This window comes from Paenibacillus marchantiae (assembly GCF_028771845.1).
GTDB classification, from domain to species: domain Bacteria; phylum Bacillota; class Bacilli; order Paenibacillales; family Paenibacillaceae; genus Paenibacillus; species Paenibacillus marchantiae.
In genome coordinates this window covers 3,176,427-3,200,198 of the sequence record NZ_CP118270.1, presented here as the reverse complement: position 1 = coordinate 3,200,198, position 23,772 = coordinate 3,176,427, and the positions used below count along the sequence as shown (strand labels likewise).

Annotated in this window: 24 protein-coding genes; 7 read left to right on the top strand and 17 right to left on the bottom strand. The window is 46.3% G+C overall.

What is annotated here, in order from left to right; all coding sequences use genetic code 11:
* Positions 1 to 120: 120 nt before the first annotated feature.
* Complete coding sequence (locus PTQ21_RS14780; RefSeq protein WP_072733986.1) at positions 121 to 1,092, bottom strand: Gfo/Idh/MocA family protein; 972 nt, start codon at positions 1,090 to 1,092, stop codon at positions 121 to 123.
* A gap of 406 nt (positions 1,093 to 1,498) precedes the next feature.
* Between PTQ21_RS14780 and PTQ21_RS14775 the strand changes: the two genes are divergently transcribed.
* The 4 genes from PTQ21_RS14775 (at position 1,499) to PTQ21_RS14760 (ending at position 5,096) form a co-directional block, all read left to right on the top strand.
* The gene (locus PTQ21_RS14775; RefSeq protein WP_274570345.1) at positions 1,499 to 3,130 is read left to right on the top strand and encodes a thiamine pyrophosphate-binding protein; all 1,632 of its coding nucleotides are present in this window, start codon (positions 1,499 to 1,501) and stop codon (positions 3,128 to 3,130) included.
* A gap of 13 nt (positions 3,131 to 3,143) precedes the next feature.
* Positions 3,144 to 3,512, top strand: coding sequence for a carboxymuconolactone decarboxylase family protein (locus PTQ21_RS14770; protein WP_024629113.1), 369 nt, complete (start codon positions 3,144 to 3,146; stop codon positions 3,510 to 3,512).
* Between the two features lie 186 nt (positions 3,513 to 3,698).
* Complete coding sequence (locus PTQ21_RS14765) at positions 3,699 to 4,049, top strand: hypothetical protein (protein ID WP_063564300.1); 351 nt, start codon at positions 3,699 to 3,701, stop codon at positions 4,047 to 4,049.
* A 54-nt stretch (positions 4,050 to 4,103) separates the two neighbouring features.
* Positions 4,104 to 5,096 (top strand): 3-oxoacyl-[acyl-carrier-protein] synthase III C-terminal domain-containing protein, encoded by a 993-nt coding sequence (locus PTQ21_RS14760; RefSeq protein ID WP_063564299.1) that lies wholly within the window; start codon positions 4,104 to 4,106, stop codon positions 5,094 to 5,096.
* Between the two features lie 224 nt (positions 5,097 to 5,320).
* Here PTQ21_RS14760 and PTQ21_RS14755 read toward each other — a convergent pair whose 3' ends face one another.
* The 7 genes from PTQ21_RS14755 to PTQ21_RS14725 all read right to left on the bottom strand — a co-directional run bounded on the left by PTQ21_RS14755 (position 5,321) and on the right by PTQ21_RS14725 (position 12,127).
* Positions 5,321 to 5,890 carry a manganese catalase family protein gene (locus tag PTQ21_RS14755; protein WP_063564298.1) on the bottom strand — a complete coding sequence of 190 codons (570 nt, stop codon included), beginning with the start codon at positions 5,888 to 5,890 and terminating at the stop codon, positions 5,321 to 5,323.
* 93 nt (positions 5,891 to 5,983) lie between these two features.
* Positions 5,984 to 6,259, bottom strand: a complete 276-nt coding sequence (locus PTQ21_RS14750; RefSeq protein WP_063564297.1) for a spore coat protein CotJB — start codon at positions 6,257 to 6,259, stop codon at positions 5,984 to 5,986.
* Complete coding sequence (locus tag PTQ21_RS14745) at positions 6,249 to 6,488, bottom strand: spore coat associated protein CotJA (protein WP_063564296.1); 240 nt, start codon at positions 6,486 to 6,488, stop codon at positions 6,249 to 6,251. Before PTQ21_RS14745 ends, PTQ21_RS14750 begins: the two co-directional genes overlap by 11 nt.
* A gap of 222 nt (positions 6,489 to 6,710) precedes the next feature.
* Complete coding sequence (locus tag PTQ21_RS14740) at positions 6,711 to 8,096, bottom strand: hemolysin family protein (RefSeq protein WP_372829737.1); 1,386 nt, start codon at positions 8,094 to 8,096, stop codon at positions 6,711 to 6,713.
* 52 nt (positions 8,097 to 8,148) lie between these two features.
* Positions 8,149 to 9,285 carry a radical SAM/CxCxxxxC motif protein YfkAB gene (gene yfkAB / locus PTQ21_RS14735; protein WP_090808721.1) on the bottom strand — a complete coding sequence of 379 codons (1,137 nt, stop codon included), beginning with the start codon at positions 9,283 to 9,285 and terminating at the stop codon, positions 8,149 to 8,151.
* A gap of 223 nt (positions 9,286 to 9,508) precedes the next feature.
* Positions 9,509 to 10,627, bottom strand: a complete 1,119-nt coding sequence (locus PTQ21_RS14730; RefSeq protein ID WP_274570343.1) for an HD-GYP domain-containing protein — start codon at positions 10,625 to 10,627, stop codon at positions 9,509 to 9,511.
* A 69-nt stretch (positions 10,628 to 10,696) separates the two neighbouring features.
* Positions 10,697 to 12,127 (bottom strand): bifunctional metallophosphatase/5'-nucleotidase, encoded by a 1,431-nt coding sequence (locus PTQ21_RS14725; protein WP_274570342.1) that lies wholly within the window; start codon positions 12,125 to 12,127, stop codon positions 10,697 to 10,699.
* A 120-nt stretch (positions 12,128 to 12,247) separates the two neighbouring features.
* Here PTQ21_RS14725 and PTQ21_RS14720 point away from each other — a divergent pair, with 120 nt between their 5' ends.
* Entirely contained in the window at positions 12,248 to 12,994 is a 747-nt protein-coding gene (locus PTQ21_RS14720) for a molybdenum cofactor biosynthesis protein (protein WP_063564292.1), read from the top strand.
* Between the two features lie 124 nt (positions 12,995 to 13,118).
* Positions 13,119 to 14,168, top strand: a complete 1,050-nt coding sequence (locus PTQ21_RS14715; protein ID WP_063564291.1) for an HD-GYP domain-containing protein — start codon at positions 13,119 to 13,121, stop codon at positions 14,166 to 14,168.
* A gap of 139 nt (positions 14,169 to 14,307) precedes the next feature.
* On the opposite strand, the gene PTQ21_RS14710 is transcribed toward PTQ21_RS14715, so the two are convergent.
* The 9 genes from PTQ21_RS14710 to PTQ21_RS14670 all read right to left on the bottom strand — a co-directional run bounded on the left by PTQ21_RS14710 (position 14,308) and on the right by PTQ21_RS14670 (position 22,245).
* A complete protein-coding gene (locus tag PTQ21_RS14710) occupies positions 14,308 to 14,439 on the bottom strand; it encodes a YjcZ family sporulation protein (RefSeq protein WP_211754048.1) in 132 nt (43 codons plus the stop codon).
* A gap of 142 nt (positions 14,440 to 14,581) precedes the next feature.
* A complete protein-coding gene (locus tag PTQ21_RS14705; RefSeq protein ID WP_274570341.1) occupies positions 14,582 to 15,301 on the bottom strand; it encodes a M23 family metallopeptidase in 720 nt (239 codons plus the stop codon).
* A 244-nt stretch (positions 15,302 to 15,545) separates the two neighbouring features.
* Positions 15,546 to 16,943: a Fe-S cluster assembly protein SufB gene (gene sufB, locus PTQ21_RS14700; RefSeq protein ID WP_024629097.1), complete on the bottom strand. Its 1,398-nt coding sequence runs from the start codon at positions 16,941 to 16,943 to the stop codon at positions 15,546 to 15,548.
* Between the two features lie 20 nt (positions 16,944 to 16,963).
* A complete protein-coding gene (gene sufU, locus PTQ21_RS14695; protein ID WP_063564289.1) occupies positions 16,964 to 17,395 on the bottom strand; it encodes a Fe-S cluster assembly sulfur transfer protein SufU in 432 nt (143 codons plus the stop codon).
* A complete protein-coding gene (locus PTQ21_RS14690; protein ID WP_063564288.1) occupies positions 17,385 to 18,605 on the bottom strand; it encodes a cysteine desulfurase in 1,221 nt (406 codons plus the stop codon). Before PTQ21_RS14690 ends, sufU begins: the two co-directional genes overlap by 11 nt.
* Positions 18,602 to 19,906, bottom strand: a complete 1,305-nt coding sequence (gene sufD / locus PTQ21_RS14685; RefSeq protein ID WP_063564287.1) for a Fe-S cluster assembly protein SufD — start codon at positions 19,904 to 19,906, stop codon at positions 18,602 to 18,604. The genes PTQ21_RS14690 and sufD overlap by 4 nt, the downstream gene beginning before the upstream one ends.
* A gap of 24 nt (positions 19,907 to 19,930) precedes the next feature.
* A complete protein-coding gene (gene sufC, locus PTQ21_RS14680; RefSeq protein WP_063564286.1) occupies positions 19,931 to 20,710 on the bottom strand; it encodes a Fe-S cluster assembly ATPase SufC in 780 nt (259 codons plus the stop codon).
* A 371-nt stretch (positions 20,711 to 21,081) separates the two neighbouring features.
* Positions 21,082 to 21,657, bottom strand: a complete 576-nt coding sequence (locus PTQ21_RS14675; RefSeq protein WP_090808713.1) for a DUF1802 family protein — start codon at positions 21,655 to 21,657, stop codon at positions 21,082 to 21,084.
* Between the two features lie 126 nt (positions 21,658 to 21,783).
* On the bottom strand, positions 21,784 to 22,245 hold the full coding sequence (locus tag PTQ21_RS14670) for a Dps family protein (protein WP_063564284.1): 462 nt from the start codon (positions 22,243 to 22,245) through the stop codon (positions 21,784 to 21,786).
* A gap of 299 nt (positions 22,246 to 22,544) precedes the next feature.
* Here PTQ21_RS14670 and mtnK point away from each other — a divergent pair, with 299 nt between their 5' ends.
* The gene (mtnK, locus tag PTQ21_RS14665; RefSeq protein WP_090808711.1) at positions 22,545 to 23,762 is read left to right on the top strand and encodes an S-methyl-5-thioribose kinase; all 1,218 of its coding nucleotides are present in this window, start codon (positions 22,545 to 22,547) and stop codon (positions 23,760 to 23,762) included.
* The last annotated feature ends 10 nt before the right edge of the window (positions 23,763 to 23,772 follow it).

The following is a 23,772-nucleotide window of genomic DNA, read 5'->3' as shown; positions in this document are numbered from 1 at the left end:
CTATTGATCAGTCCCAGATAACACAAAGAAGCAGATCCTACTCTATAGGGATCTGCTTCTTTTTTTCAAAATGAAAGAACATTTAACACGAATCCTTTTCTAGCTCAGTACCTTTTTCGATCAGGATTGATCCGGATTACGCAGCGCTTCAAGGACAAGCTGTGCATGATAGCCATCGTTGAAATCGTATATTTTGGCAGGTTGGCCTTGAATACGGGCAATGACGTGTTTAAGTACAGGCAGCTGGCTTAAGGATTCATCCACTTCGACGGGAACAAGCGGCTCTCCGATGCGCCCACTCCATAGTTGGTCCCAGTTTTCCAAGGCAATCGTTCCTTCTGTACCGTAAACCACCATGGATACACGCTCTTCACCTGCAAAATGAGCAATCCCATTTAATTGAATTCGGGTTCCATCCTCTAGCTCCATCGCGGCCTGAACTTCATGTTCACATTCACCTGTATTTTGAGGAAATTGAACCTCACTGTTAATCACACGGATAGCACCAAACACATTTTGGATCATATGAATCCAGTGGATTCCCACTTCAAGAATGAATCCGCCCTGCTCGCGGCTGGTAATCCAGGCATTTTGCTGCCACGCTCGTGGCCACTGAGGGAATTGCAGAATCAGATCGATTTTGCGAATCTCACCAATCGTTTCCTGACGAATCAGCTCTTGCAATTTCACTACTGATGGTTCATGCGGCATGGAGAAATGAATTGCATGTACTACACCAGCCTTCTCGGCTGCCTCGAGCATTGCTCTAGCTTCCTCCACGCTATTGGCCAGTGGCTTCTCACAGAATACATGAATCTTGCGCTTTAATGCCTCCATAACGACTGGATAATGATATTTAGGTGGAACTGCTATGTACAGCAGATCAACCGGATGTGTGTCGAGCAATTGCTTGAAATCCATATACGTCTTCGTCTCCGGATGCGAGGAAGCAAACGATGTCAAATTTTCCTCACTGGAATCGCACACTGCTACAATCTCTACTTTTTCGGATAGTTCTGCCTCTGTTGCCTGATGTATCATATGTATTCCCATTTTGCCCAGACCAATTACGGCCATTTTTATCGTTGTCATTCAACTCACTCCCATCGAATTTCAGTATAACAGAAAGCATAATATTGCCAATCCTTGCACGGATACGAAATGGAAAGCATACGCTTCTAATTTGATCTACACAAAAAAATACATCATATTATATATTATTTTACATTTAATTCTATAAATCTTGTTTATAGGTAATTCGTTGCAGGAATATATAACTAATTTATTTTCTCATATGGGACAAGACATTAAGCGTTTCCAACCTAAGAATCAGGAACTTATACTCATAAAAGCGGTTGACAAAAAACCACAAAAAAAGCTACTCTTCCTATTAACAAGGATTTATTTCCTTTTACAACCTTAGACAACGACATACACTCCAAAAATGGAACTTGACCTGTGGGTCCAAAAACCTATTTTATGAAGCGAGGTGTCCCGCATGAGAACAGTTGCGGACTATTTGGCAGAAGCTCTGCGTAATTTAGGCGTTACTCATGTCTTTGGTATTATCGGAAAATCCATCTGTCCTGCTGTCCTGAAAATGGTCGATTACGGTTTGGAATTCATTCCAGGTCGCCATGAATCCAGTTCAGGCTTTGCCGCATCGGGTTATGCCCTCCAAACAGGGAAACTGGGTGTGGCCTTCGCCACTTCTGGTCCGGGCGGAACCAACTTGCTCACCGCTGCAGCCCATGCCAAGGCCAATAATTTGCCCGTCCTGTTTATTACGGGTCATCAATCCATTCAGGAATTGGGGCTTCCGCAATGTCAGGACTCTTCTTCCTACTTGGCTGATCTGGCGGAGATGTTCCGTCCTGCCACGCTATTCAGCAAACTGGTGGAGCGTGGTGATCATTTCAGCACCATATTGAATCACGCCCTTTCCATTGCACTCGGTCCCAACAAAGGGCCCGTCCATCTCTGTCTTCCTTTTGATGTACAAACCGAACAGCTTGCTGACTTTCGGGTTTTCATCCCGGAGCCAGAACCCCTGATTAGCGTATCCAACTTGAATCGTATCCTCCCCTTACTTCAACAGTCCAGTCATCCTTTAATTATTGCAGGCAAAGGCGTCAGCCGCGCCAGAGCCCATGATGAATTGCTCCATTTTGCCGAACATTTCAATATTCCTGTCATTACTTCTCCTGGCGGAAAAGGTGCCATTGCTTGGGATCATCCCCTATATCGTGGGCCCTGCGGTGTTGGTGGCTTCCCTCATGCAGATGAACTACTGAATCAAAGTGATCTCTATATCGTACTCGGTTCACGTCTAAGTGATATGACGATCTGTAATTTGAAGCCTGAGAACCATCCTGCACATCTGATTCAATTCGACGCTGATCCTACATTCGTTGGTAAAATACTTAACGCTCAAACCTTACATATCACCGGAGACTTGAAGGACAACCTGCAGTTTTTGCTCGGTACACTGACAGAACAACCTATTGTTCCAAAAGAAACGACAACTGTAGATTACACCGTACCTCTCCCGGATCTGCCGAACCTGTCCCTGGCATCCGTGCTGGAAGAAATGAGTGAACTGCTTCCATATGATCATAAGCTGTTTGTAGATGATGGTAGTCATGGTTTTCATGCCGTTCAACGATATAAAGTCAAGAAACCCGGCAGCTTTGTGTTTGACGCCTACTTTGCCTGCATGGGTAATGCCATCGGCATGGCTATTGGGGCCAAGACTGCCGCACCGGAAGAAACCATCGTATGCATTACAGGTGACGGATGCTTCATGATGCTTGGAACCGAGATTAACACTGCTGTATGCAACAATCTGCATGTCATCTTCATCGTCGTGAACAATAAACAGCTGGATATGGCACTGAAAGGCATGGAAAAAACAACAGGCCGAATCGATGGCACCTTGTACGAGGTTCCCGTGGATGCGGCAAAGTTTGCGGAGTCTCTCGGCGCTGTTGCTTTCCGGGCGGAAACACGGGCCGAATTCACATCTGCTCTACAGACCGCGCAGCAGCTGAACCAAGTTACTGTAATTGAGCTTCTTACCGATCGCGACGAGATTCCACCCACGGCTCACCGTACCGTGACTTTGAATTAGGAGGAACATAGGCATGAGTGAACAAGTGACTCAAGGATTGGAGCGTTTTGCAAAGCTTTCGGGTGAATATGGTGCAAAAGCATTGGCACCCATTAAGGATCAGTTCCCTGAGCTCGCCGAATTTATTATGGGAACGGCTTACGGTGATATTTTTCAACGTACCACCATTACCGATCAATGGAAGGAAGTTGCGATTATCTCCTCACTGATCTCACAAGGGCAGTATGAGCAGTTGGGGGTTCATTATACGATGGCGCTAAGTGTCGGTGTAACTGTAGATCAGCTCAAAGGAATTTTGCTGCATCTGGCACCTTGTGTTGGAGCACCGCGGATCATCAGTGCTTTTAATATATTGCTCGCTACACTGGATGAAATCCAATAATTCACTCTTCTACATTTTTATACACGATTCGACTTTTTTATTGATCTTATTACATCTCTACCTTTATAATATGGTTAAATTATCCTTCGAATCCGCCTACATCTCAGAAGCATTCAGCGAGGGCCTCAAGGCCTATGTCTTGGTGAGCGGGATAGCCTTAACTCATTTAAAGGAGAGATAACAATCATGGGAAGTTTTATACTGAATACTGACGTTCCGAACAAGGTGTTGAACATTGAACTGGAGGGCTCTTTCTCTCAAGAAGACGGTTTACGTTCCATCTCGGCATATCAGGACACGATCGCTCCGATTAACACCAAGGAGTATGAGCTGAATATTGATTGCAAAAAGTTGAATGTTACCGCTCCGGAAATTGTGCCTCTTCTCGAGGGCTGCCTGCAGATGTTCAAAAAAGATGAATATAAAAAAGTGGTGTTGACGCTTGAGAATAATGCCATTCTGAAAATGCAGCTGTCCCGTCTTGGACGGTCTGTCGGACTGGAAAATCTTGAGATCATCTCCACGGTTACGACCTAATAAACCAGGCGGACAAGCTGAGGGTTCACCCATCCGCTCAGAAGGAGAATGAAGATGGCTGGAATTCGTATTGTAGATATCGATATCTATCATCCAACGAACAAGGTGGGCAATGACTTTTATATTGAACATTTTGATGCAAGAGGTGTAGATATTCGGGGATTGTTAAAGGCACTTGGGCGTGATACACGTTACAAAATTGACAACGATGATGAGAACTCACTAAGCATGGCCTTTGAGGCCGCCAGTAATTTGCTCGAAAAGACCGGACTCACCGGTGCCGATATCGATCTGATTGCTTATGCAAGTCAAACGCCGGAATACATCTTTCCTACGAATTCCTTAATGATTCATCGCCTGATTAACGGGGCATCCCATACGATCTGCATTGATAGCAATGCCAACTGTGCGGGCATGACCGCAGCCTTTGAACAAGTTAGCCGTCAGATGATGAGCAATCCCAGAATTCGTCGTGCTTTGATTATTGGCTCGGATTACGTGGCTCCTCACGCCAGTCCGGATGATCCTGTATACTTCGCGAATTTTGGGGACGCAGCAGCAGCTGTCATTGTTGAGCGGAATGAGCAGGCTGTCGGGTTTATTGACTCGATCTATCAGACCGATACCTGTGTGTACGGCAATTCTCTTTTCCCGGCACAAGGTCTTGCAAAACTGGGCCAAACCGGTGTTGACGCAGGAGCCTTCCATGTCAAATTCATACCGTTTGATGATTCCATCTGTGTAGGTGCAGCCTCTGAATCGATTCGAACTTTGCTGAGTCGTAACGAAATCGGAGCAGATGAGATCAAAGCCGCTTGTTTCTCCCAATTATCCATTGGCAATATACGTGCTGTATCCGAAAACATTGGCATTGGCGAAGATATCGCCGTCTACATCGGAGACGAGTTCGGGTACACCTCAACCAGCAGTCCGTTTATTGCATTACATCGAGCCATTACATCCGGCCAAATTCAGCGTGGTGATAAAGTGCTGTTCTGGACCGTTGGTGCTGGGTGGCAAAATGTTGCCATGGTCGTTGAATACTGAGAGCTTGACACGGAATTCCAAAAAGCAGGACCATCCTTTTTTAACAAAAAAAAAAGGATGGTCCTGCTTTTTTATTATTTTATATTTGAATGATAACTTACATTGGATAACATTCCATTCCCATTACTTCAAAACCAACGAGGAGCATGCTCTAAACGTTCCTTTCATCGCAAAAACCGCTCCCTTTGCAGAGAACGGCAATGAGAATTGATATGTTGTCCTCATCAGAAAATCTTCTTTGTCTCCCGATCATCCTTCAGAATCTCTACGGCCTCACGAAAACGCAAGGAATGCACAATCTCCCGTTCTCTCAGAAACTTGAGACTGTCCTGTAGATCCACGTCATCCGTCAGATCGATCAACCACTGATATGTAGCCCGAGCCTTCTCTTCCGCTGCAATATCCTCGTACAAATCTGCGATTGGATCCCCTTTCGAAGCAATATAGGCTGCTGTAAATGGTACACCGGAAGAATTCGTATAGAACAAAGCAGAATCACGCTGTGCATAGTTCGGCCCAAGCCCCGCTGCTTCCAGTTGCTCCACAGTCGCATCCTTTGTCAGCTTGTAGATCATTGTTGCAATCATCTCAAGATGAGCAAATTCCTCCGTGCCTATATCATTCAACAGCCCGATAATCTTGTCCGGAATTGTATACCGCTGGTTCAGATACCGCAGGGCAGCCGCCAGTTCTCCGTCTGCGCCTCCATACTGTTCAGCCAGCAATTTCGCCATATGAGGATCACATTTGCTAACCCGAACGGGATATTGCAATTTTTTCTCATACACCCACATGCAGACGCCTCCTCTTTTAAATCAAATTCTACCTGTTACGATCCCTCGAGTTCCCGGCCTGGAACGACTGCAAGGAAACCCGAGGATGTTATCTCACACTTGCCAAGGCCATGGTGTCTGGGACCATTCCCACGGATATTTGGAGAAAGCATGCCCAAAGTTCATCAGCGGTCCGTACAATTGCTGAAACTCATGTGCCACTCTCATCCGCTCCTGGCTGAATTTGTTGTATTGCTCGATGCTTTGATAGTCGCCCGGGTGGGTATCCAGATACAGATTCAGCTCAACCAATACAAAATCCAGGGCCTGAAGTTCCTCCAGCAGCTCATAGTATTTTGCATCACAGGCTTTGGGTGCTTCAGGTTCCATCTGCTTCCACCTTCCTTCCCTTCGAGCTCGCAGGTGTATAAGGACTGTATAAAGCAGGCCACAACGTTCCAATTCTTAAAGCTTCTGCGGGACTGTACTGCGGCCAGCCCATCGGCTGAAATGGGATAAACAATTGCGGAGGAACCAGGTACGTCCGAATCGTCTTCGGTGGACATGGATCAAACGGCCCCACAAAAGGGGCGTAAGCACGAAGCTGCGGATCTGACACAGAACAACGCCTCCTTCATCACTGATTTGGTACATTCGACATCCCTACATTACAAGCTTTCATTTCCCGTCTCTATAACCATATGTCGCTGTCCCCCAAGTTAATCCCATATTTAGCGGAACGCAAAAAAAGACCTTCGAACAACTTCCCCCGCTGGGCAGTGTCCAAAGGTCACTTCATTTGATATGGCGGCATAAGCATCAATGATTATTTCATCAATACTCAGTCCCTGTTACGTTCACGATCATCATCCTGCATCGAACCTGGTTCCTTTTCTATTTCCACCTTATCTTCTTCAGGATCGGGTCGCTTATATACCTTCACACGGGTAATTCGGAGACGGGTGGATTCTTCCACTTCAAAGACATAACCGTTTTGCTCCCGTGTTTTACCTTTGACCGCGCTGCCTTCCAATTCCTTGAATAGCCAGCCGCCAATCGTATCGACTTCCTCATCCTCAATGACAGCTCCTGTCCATTCATGGACCTCTTCAATCAGGGAACGACCATCGATGGAAAAGGCTTCTCCACTGCGCTCCATATGCGGACGTTCGTCTTCGAACTCATCATATAGATCACCAACGATCTCTTCCAAAATCTCTTCAGCAGTCAGCAAGCCGGCTGTACCGCCATATTCGTCGACCACCAGCGTCATCTGGGAGTGCTTTTTCTGCATCAAACGAAGTACATGACTGATCTCCATCGATTCAGGAACATTCAGAATTGGTCGAACAAGCGCAGCCAGATCATGCTGCTGGGCTGGTTCAGCGAGAAGCAGATCGGTAATGTGGATAAATCCGATAATCTCATCCTTATCCTCAACAGCTACAGGGTAACGGGAATGCTTCGTTGCATTAATGATTTTCAGGTTTTCTTCCAGCGACATATGAGTGTACAGACAGTCCATATCCGTACGTGGCAGCATAATTTCGCGTGCCAGCATATCGGAGAAATCAAAGATGTTATCCATCAGTTTGATTTCATCCTTGTCGATAACACCACTCTTCGCACTTTGCTTCATCAAGATGCGAAGCTCATCTTCCGAATGGGCCTCCCCTTCGCTGGCGGGTTCGATGCCCGCCAAACGCAGCAGTGCATTGGCTGATACGTTCAGTACCCAGATGAATGGGAAGAAAATTTTATAAAATAACAGCAACGGCGCCGAGAGCAACAAAGCCACACCGTCTGTTTTTTGAATCGCCAGAGATTTGGGCGCAAGCTCACCCAGTACAATGTGCAAGAACGTAATGATACAGAAACCAATGATGACCGATACCGTGGATATAAGTCCTGTGTCCGCTACACCAAGCTTGAACATCAGAGGTTCGACCAGCAATTCGGAAATAGCCGGTTCACCTAGCCAACCAAGCCCCAGCGATGTCAGCGTGATTCCGAACTGGGTTGCCGATAGATAGGCATCCAATTTACCATTCACCTTCAGTGCATAACCAGCCAACTTATTCCCTTCACTCTGTAATTGAGTGAGGCGTGTTTGTCTAACTTTGACCAGAGAAAATTCCGCTGCGACAAATACACCATTCAAAAATACGAGCAGAAACACACAGACCAGATTAAAAACCAACTGCCCAAGATGAAATTCGGTATGAATACCCAAGTCGAAACTCCCCTTTTCTCTCTATTTCAGGAATACACCTGGAATATCAACGTGTAATTGCTTTTCTCGATTTGAAATCCACACCTTTATAATACATATCTGCCACCAGCAGATTCGGACCGCAGCAAGAAGCAGCATCACAATGACAGTTCACTGTCTGATTCAAAGGATGTTCCGCCGACCACTCATGGAATACGTCATCCAGCTTCCGGTCACGAATGTTGCCAAACGCCGGGATGTCGGCAAAATCGGTAACATACACGTTCCCAGTGAACATGTTCACGTTAACGCGGTTACGACCATCGGGATCATTACGAACCGTCACTTTAGGCTCGCTATACAGGCGGTTGATCAGTTCGCGATCCTGCTCTGCTGCACTGCATGCGAAGAACGGAAGTGTACCAAACAGCATCCACATATCCTTGTCACGCACATCTAACAAACGATGAATTGCTGCTCTCATATGATCAAGGGAAAGCACCGGCAGCGAAGAAGCAAAATTCGAATTATACATCGGATGCACTTCATGACGGACACAGCCCATCTCACGGATCAATTGATGAATGCCCTCAAGCTTGTCATGAGTACGGAAGTTAATCATGGACTCCGCAGAGATAAACATGCCCGCTTCACTGAGTTTTTGGGAATTTTCAATCATTTTCTCATACATCTTCACCGCGACTTCCCGTTTTACAGGTCTACCACTGTTGGCAAACCCAACTTGGTGAAAGTCATCGGCATTCAGATAATTGAATGAGATATGCATAACGTCCAGATAAGGCAGAAGCTGCTCGTACCGACGGTAATCCAGCGTCAGATTGGAGTTAATCTGGGTACGAATGCCCCGTTCCTTGGCATATTTGAGGAGCGGAATGATCATCTCATCCACGGTCTTCTGGCTGAAGCTCGGCTCACCACCCGTCAGACTGATCGTCTGAAGGTGCTCAACCTCATCCAGCCTTTTAAGCATCAAAGGCAGCGGAAGCGCAGGTGCTTCGCGCATCGTTAACATATCTCCTACCGCACAATGCTCGCAGCGCATATTGCACAGATGAGTCACGGTCATTTCTACACTGGTCAGCACATGGCGTCCATATGTACGCAAAGAGCCGATCGGATCCCAAGGATCATTAGTCGGCGATAAAGGCATCGGTTCTACCGATCCTGAGTTTAGCATGGTCATTGTTCTTCACCTTATTCCTTTTATTAACCTAAAAAGTTTTATTTACAACATACCCCGTCTGCAACTTTTGGAGTTATCTTTAATCATAGCACAATTTCCTGTGCTCTGGCATGAGCATGCTCTGTCCATTACATGACAAAAAACGCCCGCGTAATATCAAGGCCTTGCTGGCCCGGATATTACGAAATGAGCGTTGACCCATTCTCCATTTGACGTCAGGATATCAAAATAATTCGCCACGCGCTGAAGCTGGCGTAGCGTCTTCCACACCCTCAACACCTGTAATCATAACAGACAACGCTGTAGACAAATCGATCTCGTAGGGTGCACTTAATGTCTGTCCGTCTGCATCCTTGAGAACACGAATACGTGGTCGTTGCGGAATGCGCGTATGGATGTCTGCAACAACCCCGACCTCCCCTGTACTCAGCGTGACGGAGATACCTAAGGGATAAATGGCTACGCAGTCACGGAACTTCTCCAGCATTCGCTGTTCATATAAAGTTCCTGAACCCGTGTACAATACTTCCACAGCTTGATGTGGCAGCAAAGCTTGTTTATATACCCGATTGGTTGTCATCGCATCATACGAATCGGCAAGAGCTAGCCATTTGGCGTACTCATGAATCTCTTTGTCTTTCAAACCAAAAGGATAGCCGCTGCCATCAATCCGTTCATGGTGTTGTAATGCGCAATGGGCAGCAAGGAGCGGTATACCCGGTTCGTCTTTGAGAATACGATGTCCATATGTAGTATGCTGCTGTATGATTTTGAATTCCTCATCGCTCAATTTGGCAGGCTTGTGCAGAATTTCTGGAGCAATCTGTGTTTTTCCAATATCATGTAACAAGGCACCCAGACCAATCTCCATTAATTGCTGGCGGGTATAACCCGATGCCACACCAAGAACCAGCGTATACACACATACATTAAGAGAATGATTATACAGGTTAAAATCACTGGCGTTCATATCCATCAGCATAATCATTGCTTCCTTCTGACTGCCGATGTCCTCCAGAATCGTATTCATTAACCCGCTAAGTGCTTTTCCGAAGTGTGGGATTCGGCTTTTGGTTTTGAGACCCGACATACTCTGAAACTGCTGTTTGATCTCAACTAACGCTCTGCGCCTGGTCTCTTCCTGCAGCATATCCGGAATGATGATATCCTCTGTTGCTGCATCCGAAATATACACATATCCAATCCCCAGGTCCTTCAGACGTCCAATCAACCGACTGGTCAGCTCCACTCCCTCACTGAGCAGAACCAAACCCTCTTCACTATAAATTCGTTTCCCCAGCTTCATGCCAGGCTGCAATAGGTTTATATGTACTAAACGCACAGCCTATCCTCTCCCGCTCCGTAGATGTAATTTCCACTAGCCGCCGCTTCAGCAGAAGGCAAGTACTTGTTAGATTTTATGCCAACGGGATCGCAGGCTGTCATCCAGCGCCCCAGGCCTTTTTAATTCCGTTTCGAGCAGGTCACGTATGAATTCAGGAAGTCGATACGATATATCCGTTCCAAGAGCAAGGGACGGATATCCCACGTTAAAGGTAAACATGTCGAGTGTTCCTACCACATATTCATGTTCATCATGAACCGGCTCGCCCTCAATATATATGGCACGGATTTTCTCATATGGAGGCGAATGGGGGTCATACTCCACATCCATACCATCCATGCACAATGTTCCTAAAATATCCCCACGAAATCCAAACCCGATAATCGGTTTACGTGAAAACTCTGACAACAGGGACTGCTCCAGAGCCTCCCGAATCTGAATTCCATTCAAGCATATTGTACAGGCATTAATGGGAGATGGACATAGGGAATGTAACATTCCCTTCGTGATACTCCCCTGCGGAAGATTTCCAAGGAGCTGCCCGGCGTTAACAAGAGACAACTGCGCTCCAGTGAACTGCCGAACTGCCTGGGCAAGCAATGACGCAAACGGTGACTCATGATCGTAATCAATGGTCAGCGTCCTGTCCGTAATAACGGCTGTTTGGCCCAGCGCACGCTCAGCTTCCGTCCGGTGTGTATCTATAGCCAGCGATACGCTTTCTTCGAGCAACATGTTCTGGACCGGAACACAGCCGCTGCTCACCAGTGTAAGTTCATTCGCTTCATATTCCCGCTCCAGTACCACCTTACCGAGCCACTGGCCAAACTTCCCTGCCGCTCCAAGCACCGTCTGACCAATGATTAATGGTGCTTCCAGTACATGATGTGTATGTCCGCCCAGAATGACATCGATGCCCTGGATCTGTTCGGCCAATCTGCGATCTGTGGAAAGCCCCAGATGAGACAAAATAACGACTACATCCACCTGAGGACGCAAAGCTTCAACTTGCTCACGCAGCGTCTCTACCGGGTCCAATACATCCCAACCCAACAATTCATAAAAAGCGGTAAAGGGTGCTGTAGCACCAAGCAAACCGATGCGAAAAGGCCCCTTCTCCAAAATGAGAGAGGATTTCATCCAGACTGGTGGCAGGCCTGTAGCCTGGTCCACAACATTTCCACATACAACAGGACACAGAAGTCCAGAGTAAGACTGCGCCAGTTGCTCTGATGTAAATGTTAGTCCTTCGTTGTTCCCGATCGTTACCGCATCATAACCAGTCAGGTTAATGACATCCACGTTGGCTGCCCCCAGGGTACCCTCCGTCTCAACTGCCATCCGGTCCATATGATCTCCGATATCCACTACCAGAAATTCTCCAGCCTGTTCCTTCTCGTATCCGATCATGGCGGCGATGGAGCTCATGGAGCCAAAATGACTATGAATGTCATTGGTGTGTAGAATCGTTAATGTTTGCGCCTTCTTGGTGCTCATCACACCGCCTCCCTCATATCGTCGATAACGTACATTCCTCTAATGGATAAGCATAACATTTTCCGCGTCGTTATGATATATTTATAGGGTTTAGAGATTAAAAAGAGGTGAGTAATTTCCATGAAATTAACAATTCAACTATTTGCAGGAATCGCTGAACGTCTGGGCACATCCCTGCTTGAATATGATTATCCCGGAACGGATCCAACTCCTATGCAATTAAAAGAAAAACTGGGCCTTGCTTACCCTGAAGCGGCTGCTCAAATACGTGTTTCTTTTCTAGCAGTAAATCAGCAGTATGCTTCTGCCGATATTATAATCAAGGCCCAGGATGAACTCGCCTTAATTCCCCCTGTATCGGGAGGAGATGGTTCCCATTTGAATGGTGACGGACATCGTTCTACCCATCCTGAGCATCGTACGGATGACGGATTATTCCTGATCACCCAGTCCCCGCTGTCCGTCGAAGCTACAACGGAGCTCGTCATTACGGCAAACCATGGAGCTGCCCTTACCTTTGTTGGCACCACCCGTGAAATGACCGGACAACAACGAACGGTTCATCTTGAATATGAGGCCTATGTACCTATGGCACTTTCTCAGATGGCAGCTATCGGTAGTGAAATCAATGAACGCTGGCCAGGCGTAAAATGTGCGATTAGCCATCGGATTGGGAAGGTAGACGTAGCAGAGATCAGCGTCGTTATTGCCGTTTCCTCCCCTCATCGCAGTGACTGTTATGACGCAAGCCGTTACGCGATTGAAAGACTCAAACAGAATGTACCCATCTGGAAAAAAGAAATATGGGAAGATGGTTCCGAGTGGAAAGGTCATCAACTAGGACCCTGGAACCCTACAGACAATTAAATAACTAGTCATTCGACCTGTTCGACGGGTGATGAAATTAGTAAATAAGTCGTTGTCAACCCATTTTTTTCTTGTTATTATAATCATATATGTCGATATTAGTCGAGGAAAAGGTGGTTTATACGTGAGAGTGCATGTTACTGATCTTAAAACTGGCGACCTGTTAAAAAATGATGTGTACAACAGTTCGGGTCTCCACATGCTGATGAAAGGTTCCACACTCAGCGACGATGATATTGCCAAGCTGCTGCAGCACGGAATCGATTACGCAGATGTAGAGCATACAACATCTGACCTCCACTCTGATGCACAAACCTTACCTTCCGATCAAACCCGTCTGTTAACTAACCTGTTTAACGATACGATCAAAGGTACAGAATCTCTGTTTGGACAAGCGATGGAGAAGGGTTTTATTGATGAGACTCAGGTCGATGAAATACTGATAACCCTAACGGGACAGCTTGAAAAACAAAAGGACGTTGTCTCCTTGCTGCTGATGCTTGACGGGGATAACGACTATACCTACAACCATTCCTTACAAGTCGGAATGCTCGCTTTTTATATCGCCGGCTGGATGGGCTACAATCCTGAGGAGTGTCTAACCGTGGCCAAAGCAGGATATCTTCACGATATTGGCAAGTCCAAGATTCCTTCTGAAATTTTACATAAGCCGGGCAAGTTAACGCCGGAAGAATTCGAAGAAATGAAGAAACATACGTTATATGGTTATGAGATTGTCAAAGAGTCCACTCAGGACGAGATCCTTGCAACCGTTGCCCTCCAGCATCATGAGCGCGAGGATGGAAGTGGCTACCCTTACGGACTGAAAGGTGACGAGATTCATCCATTTGCCCGTATAACGGCTGTAGCCGATGTGTACAGCGCGATGACGACTAATCGGGTGTATCAGACCAAGCAGGAATTAATCTCCGTGCTATGCGAACTGTACAGCCTCAGCTTCGGCCAGTTGAATGCTGAAGTTACGCAGGAACTCATCAAACACATGCTACCCAATTTTATTGGCAAAAGGGTTCTGCTCACGACCGGCGAAACCGGTCTGATTGTCTTGAATAACCCTGCGGATTACTTCCGCCCACTCGTTCAGACCTCTACAGCCTTCATTGATTTAGCGAAGGAAAGAGATGTAGCTATCGTTGAAATTTATATCCAGTAACCATTAGCATTTAGGTATGCGCAGCAGCAGTTAGAGTAACCCAAGCTCAAGAGAATTTCTTACACGCTTATATTATTTGACGCAAAAAAGGGGAGCCGTTAAGGCTTCCCTTTTTGTATACCGATTTGTTCATATCATATTAAATAAAGAATGCTTTAGTGATGATAACCAACAGGATGAACAGTACCAAGATCGCACCCGTGTTTGTGAACATATTGTATCCGCCTACGCCGCCTACGTTGCCCCCACAGCCATATCCTACTTCGCTCATGTGATTGCCTCCTCTTCATCAGGTATACCCTAACATATGACGTTTGCGTTGGGATGAACCGGGCGAACTGGAAACATTCAATAAATGGTTGTCTGCCTGCTTTTGCCTAAATCAATCTTCACGTATACTCCTGATCTGTTCGTTAACTTGAGGAACTGGAAGAGACCTTGATTCCCTTCTCCTTACGATACATGATGACAAGTAATCTCCAAAAGTCATAACTGCCTGTTTCGTTCATTATATATGGTTGGTAGTAATGATGAGCTTCCTCAGCCCAAGACGGACAAGCCATACTGGAAATGCTCTTCTGCTGCTGAATCCAGGCTGACTGGGATTCCAGCATCTTCTCCATCGCTGTTAATCGTGCCCTTTCCTCCGTCGTCATTGGGGTCCCCTCCTGTCCTTCAACCGTCGAACTATATTCAGATTGCAAATATATCCCTGGATCAACAACACCATTTTCACTAGCCGTGTATCCATACGAAGGGGAGCTCGTTTTGCGTACCTCATAATGCATATGCGGACCCGTGCTTTCACCCGTGCTCCCCTGGTTGCCAAGAAGCTGTCCTTGTTTCACTTGCTGTCCAACTTTCACTGCAATTCTAGAAAGGTGAGCATAACAATGCAAGTAGCCCCTATGATCCTGTACTGCAACCGTAAGCCCGTAACCGCCGAATCCTGAGCCTGTAGCACCTTCCGCAGCAAAACGTACAGTCCCGTCCATAAATGCATGTATGGGCCCATTCCATGGCTCTGTGACGAGATCGATTCCACGATGAAATGTCTGACCGCCAGAAATAGGATGAATTCGATAGCCAAATGAACTCGTAATCCGATATCCCTTAAACGGATTTATGCTCATGTATTCACATCCTTTTCTATCATTAGATGCTTAAATCTAGTAAATGGCTTGTGCTATTGATCTTATTTTATTACAAATAAACCCAGGATAGAGCATCCCAGTTCGTTTCTACTGCAATAAAAAAAGATCGAGGGATAAACTCCCTCGATCTTTCTTGAAATGCTATTTAGTTCACGTGAAACTGATTCAGCACAACTTTGCCACAATCAGAATCGACGTTTCGAAACGGGTTAGGGCAGTTGGATTAACCAATTGACCCTTCCATTTCAAACTTGATCAATCTGTTCATCTCTACCGCATATTCCATCGGCAGTTCCTTCGTGAACGGTTCAATAAAGCCCATGATGATCATCTGTGTTGCTTCTGCATCGGTCAAACCACGGCTCATCAGGTAGAAGAGTTGATCCTCGGACACTTTGGATACCGTAGCTTCATGCTCAAGCATGATGTTATCATTCATGATTTCATTGTAAGGAATCGTATCGGATGTGGACTCATTATCCAGAATGAGCGTATCACATTTGATATTGGATTTTGCGCCCTCCGCTTGGCGACCAAAGGAAGCCAGACCACGGTAGGTTACTTTACCACCATGTTTACTGATCGACTTGGATACAATCGTTGATGTTGTATCTGGAGCCAAGTGAATCATTTTCGCGCCTGCATCCTGATGCTGATTTTTACCAGCTACAGCGATGGACAGAACCGAACCTTTAGCTCCGCGGCCTTTCAGTACAACTGCTGGATATTTCATCGTCAGTTTGGAACCGATGTTGCCATCGACCCATTCCATCGTTGCATTTTCTTCAGCAACCGCACGTTTCGTAACCAGGTTGTAGATGTTTGGTGCCCAGTTTTGAATCGTTGTATAACGAACACGAGCATTCTTCTTACAGATGATCTCAACAACCGCACTGTGCAGTGAGTTCGTGCTGTAGATTGGAGCTGTACAGCCCTCTACATAGTGAACGAAGCTGTCTTCGTCCGCAATGATGAGTGTACGCTCGAATTGTCCCATATTTTCGGAGTTAATCCGGAAATAGGCTTGCAGAGGCACTTCACATTTTACGCCTTTAGGCACGTAGATGAAGCTTCCTCCGGACCAGACGGCACTGTTCAATGCAGCGAATTTGTTATCTGCTGGTGGAATAACGGTTGCGAAATATTCACGCAGGATTTCCGGATGCTCTCTAAGTGCAGTATCCGTATCCATGAAGATTACGCCCTGGTCTTCCAATTCTTTTTGCATGTTGTGGTATACAACCTCGGACTCATACTGAGCCGATACACCTGCGAGGAACTTTTGCTCCGCTTCAGGGATACCCAGTTTATCAAAAGTTTCCTTGATTTCGGAAGGAACCTCTTCCCATGTTTTTCCTTGCTTGTCAGAAGCACGGACATAATACTGAATTTCGTTGAAATCCAATCCGTCAAGATCTCCGCCCCATTTAGGCATCGGCATTTTTTCAAATTGTTTCAGGGATTTCAAACGGAATTCCAACATCCATTCCGGTTCGTTCTTGATTTTGGAAATCTCCGTAACGACTTCTGCAGTCAGACCTTTACCGGTTTGAAAGATGGATTTGTGTTCATCACGAAAACCATATTTATACTCTTCCATTTCTGGTGCTTTTTTAGCCATCTTGCTCTACCTCCCTATCGTTATTGTACATTGTCCTCTTCGTCAATTCCTTTGCGTAAAGCATTCCAGGCCAATGTGGCACATTTGATGCGTGCAGGGAACTTGTTCACACCGGATAGGGCTTCGAGATCTTCATAATCGTCGAAATCGACTTCTTCCCCTTTCATCAGTGAGGAGAAACGGTTAGCCATGTCGAGTGCCTGATCCATCGTTTTGCCTTTGACTGCCTCGGTCATCATCGATGCCGAGGACATGCTGATGGAACAACCTTCCCCCGTATACTTGGCTTCCTGAACGATTCCGTCTTTCAGCAAAAGTTGCAGTGAAATCCGGTCGCCACACGTTGGATTGTTCAAATTCACCGTGACAGCTTCATTATCAAACGTTCCGCGGTTCCGCGGGTTTTTGTAGTGGTCCATTATGACACGCCGGTACAGATCATCAAGTTGCATCGCCAAAATACTCCTTTGTCTGGATTAAGGCGCTGACAAGCCGGTCCACATCTTGTTCGTTATTGTATAGATAGAAACTGGCACGAGCTGTTGAACTGACTTCAAGCCAGCGCATCAGCGGTTGGCAACAGTGGTGTCCAGCACGAATGGCTACGCCACTCGCATCAAGCACAGTTGCCACATCATGCGGATGTACATCACCGAGGTTAAATGTAACCACTCCGACATGACGCTTAGCTGGCCCATAAATGGTCAGTCCGTCAATCTCGGCCATACGTTCCGTTGCATAAGCTGCCAGCACACTTTCATGATGAGCAATCTCATCCATGCCAATCTGCTCCAGGAAATCGATAGCAGCGCCCAATCCAACCGCACCTGCGATAATCGGTGTTCCACCTTCGAATTTCCAAGGAAGCTCTTTCCAATTGGATTCATAGAGACCCACATCATCAATCATTTCACCGCCGAACTCAACCGGCTCCATGGACTCCAGCAGCGCCTTTTTGCCGTAAAGTGCACCGATCCCGGTTGGTCCGCACATTTTATGGCCGGATAATGCGTAGAAATCACAGTCCAGATCCTGCACATCCACCTTCATGTGCGGTGTGCTCTGTGCGCCATCCACAACGATGACAGCACCATTGCGGTGTGCAATTTCAGCAATTTGTTTTACCGGATGAACAACACCCATAACATTGGATACATACGCGATTGCTACAATTTTGGTATTGTTCGTAATCGTCTTCTCCACATCAGCCAAATCAATGTTGCCATCCGGCTGTAGCGGAATGTATTTCAATGTCGCTCCCGTTTCCTTGGCTACTTGCTGCCATGGAATCAGATTGCTATGGTGTTCCATCTGCGTAATAACAATCTCATCGCCTTCTTTGCAGACTGAGCGTCCGTAGGACGAAGCCACCAAATTCAGAGCGGTCGTTGTCCCACGGGTGAAAATAATCTCCTGTGTGCGCCGTGCGTTGATAAACTTGGCAACCTTCTCACGTGCGCCTTCATAAGCATCCGTTGCACGGCTTCCAAGCGTATGAACACCACGATGCACATTGGAGTTCTCAAATTCATAATAATGTTTAATCGCTTCGATTACAGCCAGCGGCTTCTGGGAAGTCGCTGCGTTATCTAGGTATACGAGCGGGTGTCCGTTGATTTCCTGGTGGAGGATCGGGAACTGCTCGCGGATAGCCGGGTTCATTGTCCCAGTTTCCGTTCGATGAGAGACTGCAATTGGGTACGCAGTGCTTCCAAAGGAATATCCGCCACCACCGGAGCCAGGAAGCCGTAAATGATCAGGCGTTCCGCATCCGTACGGTTAATCCCGCGCGACATCAAGTAATGAATTTGCTCCACATTGACTTGACCTACAGAAGCCGCGTGACCAGCTGTTACATCATCCTCATCAATGAGAAGGATTGGGTTGGCGTCTCCACGTGCTTTCGGGCTCAGCATCAGTACTTTCTCTGTTTGCTGTCCGTCCGCTTTGGTAGCACCTTTCTCAATCTTCGTGATTCCGTTAATGATTGCAGAAGCCTCTTCACGCATAACTGCACGTGTAATCATCTGACTTGGCGTGTTTTTGCCAAAGTGACGAGCTTCTGTTGTGTAGTTCAGTTTTTGGGAACCGGAACCTACTGCGATAACTTTGGAATCGGAGCTTGAGCCGTTCCCTTTAAGAACCGTCATCGTGTTGCTTGCAGTATCACCGTTGTTCATCTCACCAACGATCCACTCAATCGAAGCGTCGTTCTCCACCACTGCACGGCGGAAAGATACGTCAGTAACACTTGTGCTCAGTTGGTGAACTGATGCGAAACGGACTTTGGCACCAGCTTTCACGAATACTTCCACAACACCGTTATGGAATACAGGTGAAGACAGTTCGCCAGATACATAGTTATCCACATAAGTAACGGAGCTGTTGGACTCAGCAACTACAAGCACATGCGGTGCAAATGTTGCAGTAGCATCATCTGTAAGCAGTACCGCTTGCAGCGGAACTTCAATCTCTACGTTTTTCGGAACATAGAGGAATACCCCACCGTTCCAAAGTGCTGCATGCAGTGCAGCAAGGGAATGCTCATCTGCTTTCACAGCCGTATTCAGATATGGTTTTACCAGATCGCTGTGTTCGCGAACCGCTGTAGCAAGATCCGTGAAGATAACTCCTTTTGCTGCAAGATCAGCAGACAACTTGGAATATACCGTACTGGAATTACGCTGGATAACCAGACTGCCTTCCGCTTGGTCCTTAACCAGATCTTTAATGGAAGCTGGTACTTCCTCAAGGGAAGCAATCGCTTCACTAGCTTTATACGTGCCGTACTCGCTGACATTCCAGCGTTCGATTTTTTGTTTTTCCAGTTTAGGAAGCGCAAGCCCACTTGCTAGCTTAAGGGCTTCGAGACGCTGCTCGGTCAACCAGCCGGGTTCATTGTTGCTTTCCGACAAGGCGCGAAGCGCTTCAGATTCAACCGGAAGAATTGTTTGTGTAGTCATTGATTATCCTCCTCCGTTTTGTCTTTACGCTTGACCTACAGTTTCGTCTGTGATTCCCAGCTCTTCCTTAACCCAGTCATATCCTTCAGCTTCCAGACGGTGAGCCAGTTCAGGTCCGCCAGACTTCACGATACGACCTTGCATCATTACGTGTACGTAGTCAGGAGTAATGTAGTTCAACAGGCGTTGGTAGTGAGTGATGATCAGGAAGCCGCGATCTTCGCTCTTCATTGCGTTTACACCGTTTGCTACGATTTTCAGAGCATCGATATCCAGACCGGAGTCGATTTCATCGAGTACTACAATTTTTGGATCAAGCAACATCATTTGCAGAATCTCGTTCCGTTTTTTCTCACCACCAGAGAAACCTTCATTCAGGTAACGGTGAGCAAACTCAGGGTTCATGTCGAGTTCTTTCATTTTACCTTCCATTTGGCGAATGAACTTGATCAGGGAGATCTCGTTACCTTCACCACGACGTGCGTTGATTGCGCTACGCAGGAAGTCAGAATTCGTTACGCCAGCAATTTCACTCGGGTATTGCATAGCCAGGAACAGACCTGCACGAGCGCGCTCGTCTACAGCCATATCCAGTACATCTTCACCATCAAGTGTAATCGTACCTTCTGTTACTTCATATTTAGGGTGCCCCATAAGTGCAGAAGCCAGTGTTGATTTACCTGTTCCGTTCGGACCCATGATTGCGTGGATTTCTCCACCTTTCATTTCCAGGTTGATGCCTTTCAGGATTTCCTTACCTTCGATCGTCGCTTTCAAACCTTCAATGACGAAATTCGTAGCCATGTGTATTGTTTCCCTCCATTGATTAAATTGATGTTTACTGTCGAAAACGAAAAAGCACCTATTAATATCTGAACAGGGCTTCCCCTGAATTTCTCCTGTACTCCAATCTCCAAAGCAAGAATCACTTTAGAATAATTCTAAACTGATTCTCAATGATTATCAAGTCATTTCCTAAGAACTCTTGTCCCTTACAGGAAACATTATTCTATCTGATTCTATAATAAAAGCCAGATTGAATCAAATGACAAAACTTCTACGTCATAAATAGACAGTGAGAAAAATCACAGGGATTCAATCTTTTATCAAATCTGATCCTCTCAATTGAAAAAGGACCTATCCATATCATGGACAAGTCCTTCCGATAAATAACATTACATTTTGAGCGTCTCGTTAATCTTCTGTACCTGTTCGTCAAAATCCGCAACGTCCACCACCGGCGTCATTTCGCGCGGCACCGGACCATTCGGAATGGAAATCCATGAACGGCATCCGTTGTATTCAGGTAATACGGGAATCTCCATCGGTTCCTTCAAACGGTACACTCGGAGTATCAATACGTGGAGTGGATCTTTGCGTTTCCACTTTAGGCGATCTTCGGCAAAATCCGCAGTCCACATATGAAAGTCAAGAAGTCGATCCAGCATCTCCTGATCTCTGATCTCCAAATCCTGTGTCACTTCAGCATATGCTGTGAGATGGATCGTCGAAGCTTCAGGCACCCATTCGGCCAATGATTCCTCAACATAGAAATGATCAGAGGACTTTATCAGTTCTTTACGCTGATGTTCATAAGTCGGATACAGATAGAACGCTGGACTTTTCAACTCAAAACGTCGGGTTTCCTCCACAATCCCGCCTTTGCGCATCACCATAACTTGGCGACCCGTTTCCAGCGCTTTGATTGCGGAGGCCCATTCTTTTAACGCTGGTATCGTTGTGCCTATCATAAAGTTCTCCTCCCGAAGTCAGTCTTGTCAGCAGTATAGACGCTAGGCGTCATCCTGACAACGTGAAAGTAGGTGGGAGTAACTGTATGGTTTATAAGCCAACAAACTCGATAAATGCGGATGGAATTAGCCCAAGAAAGAGCGCAGCATCCACATATGTTTCTCCAGATCAGCTTTGAAGCCTGTCAGCATATCAGATGTTGGTTGGTCTTCCGCAGCGTCTGCCACTTCAATACCTTCCTGGTACTCGTTCGACAATGTAGCAAAATCTTCGATCAGATTCTGTACCATTGTGTTGGCATCTTCGCCACCAGCTGCTTCCTGAATAGAGGAAATCTCCAGATATTCTTTCATCGTAGCAGCTGGGCTACCTTTGAGGGTAAGAATACGTTCAGCAATTTCATCCATTTGTACAGTCACTTCATTGTAGAATTCTTCGAATTTTACGTGCAGTGTGAAAAAGTTAGGTCCTTTTACATACCAGTGATAGTTATGGATTTTAACATACAGGACGTTCAGGTTTGCCACCTGACGATTAAGTACTTGTTCCACCGATTTTGCTTGATCTGTTTTGTTTTTTGTAGCCATCTTAATCCCATCCTTTTATTATAAAATTAGTCTGACATTCACTAAAAGCAGGTTATCCTGCCGTAAATGACAGAGATTTAACATTTCGGCACCACCCAGTGGTGGGGAGCCTTGTCGGCGGTATTTCTGTCAACCGTCCGGCCTATTTGTTTTTACCCGTACACCGGAAGTTCGAAACAAGTCCAGTATGGGCTGTCTCAAAAAAAGGGTACAAAATCACAGTTATTTCCGATATACTGACATATACCAAGCAAAGAAGTGGGTTTTCCTGTTTCTTCATATATATGGAGGTGGCATTCTTGTCCCAATATCACCCTTTTACACCCCAGGATGCAATCGAACTGGCCAAAACTTTACCGGGTCCGTTTGCGGCAGATGCGAATCTGGAATGTCGTGAGATCGGTGACGGCAATCTGAATTTGGTCTTCCATATCACGGATCAGAACTCCGATAAAAGTATCATTATCAAACAGGCTCTTCCTTATGCGAAAGTGGTCGGAGAATCATGGCCATTGTCTCTGGTACGTGCCAGAATTGAACGGGAAATCCTACAGGAAGAGTATCGTCTATGTCCGGGAATGGTGCCGGAAGTGTACCATTATGATGATGATCTCGCCTTAACCGTGATGGAAGATTTGAGCGATCATGTGATTATGCGTAAAGGCCTCATCGATGGCGGAACATATCCTCTTTTTGCACAACATATTGGGGAGTTCATGGCAAGAACATTGTTTTTCACGTCAGATCTTGGCATGAACCAGCAATTGAAGAAAGAGAAACAGGGCAGATTCGTCAATCCGGATCAATGTAAAATAACCGAAGATCTGATCTTTGATGAACCGTATCGCATTGCGGAGAAAAATAATTATGAGGCTTCCATTGAAGATGAAGCGGAAGCACTTCGTACAGATGGAGAACTTCATCTTGAAGTAGCCTTGCTGCGCGAGAAATTTCTCACCCATGGTCAAGCTCTACTTCATGGTGATTTGCATACAGGCAGTATTTTTGTCACACCTGAATCCACGAAAGTCATTGATCCCGAATTTGCCTATTTCGGCCCAATGGGATTTGATGTAGGAGCCGTGCTTGCCAATCTGCTTCTCCACTACGCGTCGCTGCCAGGTCGAATTCAGGATCAAAAGGCTCTTCATGAGCGTGAAACGATTTTGCTGGATATGGTTCGTGACGTATGGACTGAATTCGAATCCCGCTTCCGTGGTCTGTGGAATTCCGATCTGGTTGATCCTATGGCCAAAGCACCTGGATATGAAGATCTTTATGTACAACAATTATTCAGAGACTCTGCTGGCTTTGCTGGCGCAAAAATGGTCCGTCGTATTGTTGGACTCGCGCATGTCGCAGATATCGATACGATTGAAGATGCGACACAACGTGAACGTGCTCAGCGCAAAGCGCTGGCGATCGGTAAAGCACTCATCAAGCGTAATCGCAATCTGAACACCATTGGTGAACTTCTAGATACAGTAGCTACTGCGGTTACTTCTATTAAAGCCTGACTCAAAGAAT

What these genes read in the sequence shown, in the direction of transcription:
- PTQ21_RS14780 (WP_072733986.1), bottom strand. Translation starts at nt 1,092, where the DNA reads ATGACAACGATAAAAATGGCCGTAATTGGTCTGGGCAAAATGGGAATA.
- PTQ21_RS14775 (WP_274570345.1), top strand. Translation starts at nt 1,499, where the DNA reads ATGAGAACAGTTGCGGACTATTTGGCAGAAGCTCTGCGTAATTTAGGC.
- PTQ21_RS14770 (WP_024629113.1), top strand. Translation starts at nt 3,144, where the DNA reads ATGAGTGAACAAGTGACTCAAGGATTGGAGCGTTTTGCAAAGCTTTCG.
- PTQ21_RS14765 (WP_063564300.1), top strand. Translation starts at nt 3,699, where the DNA reads ATGGGAAGTTTTATACTGAATACTGACGTTCCGAACAAGGTGTTGAAC.
- PTQ21_RS14760 (WP_063564299.1), top strand. Translation starts at nt 4,104, where the DNA reads ATGGCTGGAATTCGTATTGTAGATATCGATATCTATCATCCAACGAAC.
- PTQ21_RS14755 (WP_063564298.1), bottom strand. Translation starts at nt 5,890, where the DNA reads ATGTGGGTGTATGAGAAAAAATTGCAATATCCCGTTCGGGTTAGCAAA.
- PTQ21_RS14750 (WP_063564297.1), bottom strand. Translation starts at nt 6,259, where the DNA reads ATGGAACCTGAAGCACCCAAAGCCTGTGATGCAAAATACTATGAGCTG.
- yfkAB (WP_090808721.1), bottom strand. Translation starts at nt 9,285, where the DNA reads ATGACCATGCTAAACTCAGGATCGGTAGAACCGATGCCTTTATCGCCG.
- PTQ21_RS14725 (WP_274570342.1), bottom strand. Translation starts at nt 12,127, where the DNA reads ATGAGCACCAAGAAGGCGCAAACATTAACGATTCTACACACCAATGAC.
- PTQ21_RS14720 (WP_063564292.1), top strand. Translation starts at nt 12,248, where the DNA reads ATGAAATTAACAATTCAACTATTTGCAGGAATCGCTGAACGTCTGGGC.
- PTQ21_RS14710 (WP_211754048.1), bottom strand. Translation starts at nt 14,439, where the DNA reads ATGAGCGAAGTAGGATATGGCTGTGGGGGCAACGTAGGCGGCGTAGGC.
- PTQ21_RS14705 (WP_274570341.1), bottom strand. Translation starts at nt 15,301, where the DNA reads ATGAGCATAAATCCGTTTAAGGGATATCGGATTACGAGTTCATTTGGC.
- sufB (WP_024629097.1), bottom strand. Translation starts at nt 16,943, where the DNA reads ATGGCTAAAAAAGCACCAGAAATGGAAGAGTATAAATATGGTTTTCGT.
- sufU (WP_063564289.1), bottom strand. Translation starts at nt 17,395, where the DNA reads ATGCAACTTGATGATCTGTACCGGCGTGTCATAATGGACCACTACAAA.
- PTQ21_RS14690 (WP_063564288.1), bottom strand. Translation starts at nt 18,605, where the DNA reads ATGAACCCGGCTATCCGCGAGCAGTTCCCGATCCTCCACCAGGAAATC.
- sufD (WP_063564287.1), bottom strand. Translation starts at nt 19,906, where the DNA reads ATGACTACACAAACAATTCTTCCGGTTGAATCTGAAGCGCTTCGCGCC.
- sufC (WP_063564286.1), bottom strand. Translation starts at nt 20,710, where the DNA reads ATGGCTACGAATTTCGTCATTGAAGGTTTGAAAGCGACGATCGAAGGT.
- PTQ21_RS14675 (WP_090808713.1), bottom strand. Translation starts at nt 21,657, where the DNA reads ATGATAGGCACAACGATACCAGCGTTAAAAGAATGGGCCTCCGCAATC.
- PTQ21_RS14670 (WP_063564284.1), bottom strand. Translation starts at nt 22,245, where the DNA reads ATGGCTACAAAAAACAAAACAGATCAAGCAAAATCGGTGGAACAAGTA.